Raw genomic sequence first — 3,825 nt, 5'->3', positions numbered from 1 at the left:
TATTATATAGATTATGAATTGTAATAAAAAAGAAACAATCTGTTTTTAAAGTTACAGCAAGTAGTAGGCGGGTGCTAAATTAAAGAGGCAGGTATACGTGATACCTGCCTCTTTTGTGTATGGTTGAGCTGAGTTACGAGCGTGCTGTTGCACTTTTATTTCTTCACCAATTTAATATGATAAGGTGTGCTGCCGATATATGCTGTCAAGAAAAAGAATGATGCTTCCTGTTGTATCTCGGTCATACTTAAAGAGAGCTTAGAGATGCCTCCTGGCAAACGCATAGACTTTTGTAGTACCCGCTTTCCTGTCATGTCTGCAATTACAACCTGCAGATTCTCTTCCTTGATAGTTTCAACCTCTAGTGTTATGTTGTCTGAGAAGGGGTTTGGATATACGGAAACCAGCAGCTTTGCCTGTTTAAAGTCTACTGCTCTTACCATAGAGTAAGTTGCAGTGCCATCAAAGTCTATCTGGCGGAGGCGGTAATATCTGACATCAGTTTTACCTGCTTCTGTATCTTGGTAAGTATAAGTTAACTTACTTTGAGAGTTACCACCAGAACTACTAGGCACAAAGCCTATCTTGCTGAATAGTTTTCCATCCTCTGAAACCTCTATATCAAAGCCATAGTTATTTTTCTCAGAAGCAGTTTCCCATTGTAAAAGAGCCTCCGTGCCAGTTCTGGCAACTGTGAAAGTAGACAAAGAAACAGGCATAGGAGTTGGGGCAGACCCTGTACTTGCCACAGTAAAGGGAGAGAAAGACGAAACCCCTGTCAGCATGATGACATGGGTATCAGGTGAGGTGCCCTGGGTCACTGTGCCGGAACTGCTTTCCATTACCTGCCACTCCCCACCTTCATAATGACTCACATAGCTTTCAGACCGATTAAAAGTTATAGGCTCATCGTGGATGGTCCACTGCAGCGCCATAGATACATCAGAACCTCCGGTAACTTCTTCTTCGATATGCCAAGTTTTATTAATGGTGCTTTCTGATGGCTGAACACTGTCTTGGCTAATCTGGTTTTCCTCGACTCTAATACTGAAATTATCGGTGGTGCCATTGTTCTGTAGCGTTACAGGGGCAAAGCCTTGTGCCGTGCCAACAGGAAATGTTTTAGTAATGCCTGGCCCTATGGCACTATGTGTAAATTTGCCGGTGCCATCTGTTATGATATATTTTTCTGCACTGTAGTTCGATACACTTGCCTCTGCCCCCATTTTTAAGGTGTGGTTACCGAGCGCCAAGCTGCCTTGCATTAGGTTGAGGCCATTCGTTATTGTAACCTCACCTAGAAGTGCTTTGGTGCCTAAGCCTTTCAAAATCAAGCTTCCGTAGGTGCCACCCGGGATCTGCTGATGGTCATTACTGGTGAGTATAAGGCTGGAGCCTTGCTTGGCATCGAGTTTGTCGCCGGTTATATGCCCATGTACTTCTAAAGTGGCCGAGTGCTCAATGGTGAGGGGAGCTGCCAGCGTTAGGTTATTTACGTAACCATACTTCCCGGATTTTATAACTGGGGAGGTTGCAGCTGATGCTGTTGTAGCAGGAATGTTGGCATTGATCGTAGGCGTAGGCACGCAGGTGGTCCAGTTCTGGCTATCAAACCAATCTGATGTACCATTGCTGCCCGTCCATTCAGTGTTTTTTGAGTCGGTTACCATTACGGTATGATGTAGTACCTGTTGTTGCCCTTGAGTGTCAGTATAAGTATACATCAAGGGATGATTGCCAACTCCGGCCGCCTCTGGTGTGAACAGCCCAGCTTCCACACCCAAGCCGCTGTAAGTGCCTTGGGCCGTAGTCGCAAAGGTTAACTGTTGTTTCCCTCCATATAAACACGCCTTGCTATTGTCCGTTACCTGGTGTGCACCTATACATAAGTCGTTTCGCTGCGTTATGCCGTTGCCCCAAAAGTCTCGGTTGCCAGTGTTTAGCCCATAATCTTTTTGCAGGTTTAGCGCTTTGCCCACCATTGGAGAAGAACGCGCTAGCTTATAGCCTTCTAAAGTATAAAGCAGCCTTTGGTCTGATATAGTGATGCTTTTGCCAGGGTTCTGTAAATTGGGATCCAGGAAGTAGCCCAGTGATACTCCATTGCGTGACTCTTGTAATGTGTTGGAGCGCCACGAATCCAGTGACTTGTATAACGTGCTCCCCCAGGAGAAGGCTGGTGTTATGCCGGATGCCCAGTAGTTATTTCCCTCAAACTTCACGTTGGCTACAACATTGGCATCAATTTGTACTAACCTGACACCACCTGTCGTAACCAGCAGGTTGTTTCTGAAAGTAGCGATTGTAGTACCTCCCGATTGTACCCAAACTGCCTTTGGCGCTCCGCTTGTTGCCGGAGACAGGTAAATAGTGTTATTGTAAATATGTGCGTTCTGAATACCACCGCTTGAGCCAGAAGACCATAAGTGAATGGCGCCATACCCGTTTTTCCTTCCATCATTCTCGCTGATGTTATAGCGGATGGTGAGGTTTTTCATCTCTTTAGCACCTGAATACTGGGCCAGCAAATAACCTGCACCGTCATTGTCGTGCGAGTAGTTATATTGCATGATGCTGTTAGTGCTTCCACCATCAATGTCAAACCCTCCGCCGTCTTTGGCTGTCCCCGTCTTGTTGTGGTGAGACTCGTTATACTGTATAAGAACATCGTTGCTGGCGTAGCACCAGATGCCTACCGGTCCACCACCTGTCCATGCGTTCAACCATCCGTTGTTATAGGCTTCGCAGTATTCTATTACACCTCCATCAACCCCACCAAGTAAAATGCCGTTTCCGCTGTGCGATTTAGTTTTAGTGGAAATACCAGCATTGTTGTATGCTTTGGTGTGAGCCACAGACACATTTTTGTGAGCAATATAATTGCCCTCTGCCCACACAAGGATACCAGCATCCCCATTATCATGTATGGATGAACCAGTGATGGCAACATCCCTGAAGCCTTGGGTGCCACCCCAGCTGCCGATGCTGATACCCGCTTCCCGGTAGCCGTACACCTCTACATTATTGATCACAAGGTAGGGGAGCTTTGTGGCGGGGAGGTCCATGTAAATGTCCATGCCAGCAGTAGTGCTAGAGGTTCTGCCCAGACCTTCAAACACCAGATTTTCTATTTTGAACCCAGATGTATTGTATAACTTAAAACCTGACTCAGCTCCGCTTCTTATAACGGCTCTCCCGGTGCCATACGAGCTCAAAACAATGGGCTTTTCAGGAGTTCCTTTTACCTCTGCGCCAAATCCAAGGCTACCGGAAAAAATAACTTCTGCTTCGAACACTACTGTGTCGCCAGGTACAAGAGAACTACTGTTGACTTTGTCTATACTCGCCCAAGCGCTTGTTTTAGAAAGACCGTTATTGCTGTCGTTGCCGGTACTGCTAACAAAATATTTCTCTGCTTGTGCGCAGAAGCTTAGCAATAACATTATTACGCCAATACCACCTTTTAAAAGCTTCATAATTTAAACTAATTATACTTTGGCTGTATGATAGCACTTAAAGTGGTTGAACTATGATCAGACTCAGATATGGTTCTATAGGAGAGATTCGGAGAGTATGTATATAGCATATATTGGCCTGTGTAAGTTGAAAAAATTTAATATTGCTATTATCTGCCTGGAGTTAATATCCTGCAATAGTGATAATTATTTTGTTTCGAACAAAGACGTTTACGGAAAAGTTTATTAGTAATGTTTAAAACCCGTAGTTTGATGAGTAGAAGCTTTAAGAAGCTGTAATCTGATATTTTTTAAAATTAAGATGCTTTTCTTGCTTATTTAGGCGATGGGATAAGTTTTTTAAAAATTT

Annotated in this window: 1 protein-coding gene; it reads right to left on the bottom strand. The window is 44.5% G+C overall.

Annotation, left to right across the window (positions count from 1 at the left end; all coding sequences use genetic code 11):
- Nucleotides 1-155 precede the first annotated feature (155 nt).
- A complete protein-coding gene (locus ACFQ2O_RS20525) occupies nt 156-3,476 on the bottom strand; it encodes a right-handed parallel beta-helix repeat-containing protein (protein ID WP_377532514.1) in 3,321 nt (1,106 codons plus the stop codon).
- Nucleotides 3,477-3,825: the final 349 nt, after the last annotated feature.

It is taken from the genome of Pontibacter rugosus (genome assembly GCF_042678745.1).
Lineage (GTDB): Bacteria > Bacteroidota > Bacteroidia > Cytophagales > Hymenobacteraceae > Pontibacter > Pontibacter rugosus.
Note: the sequence above shows the minus strand (reverse complement) of the source record. Positions and strands in the feature narration are given on the sequence as shown.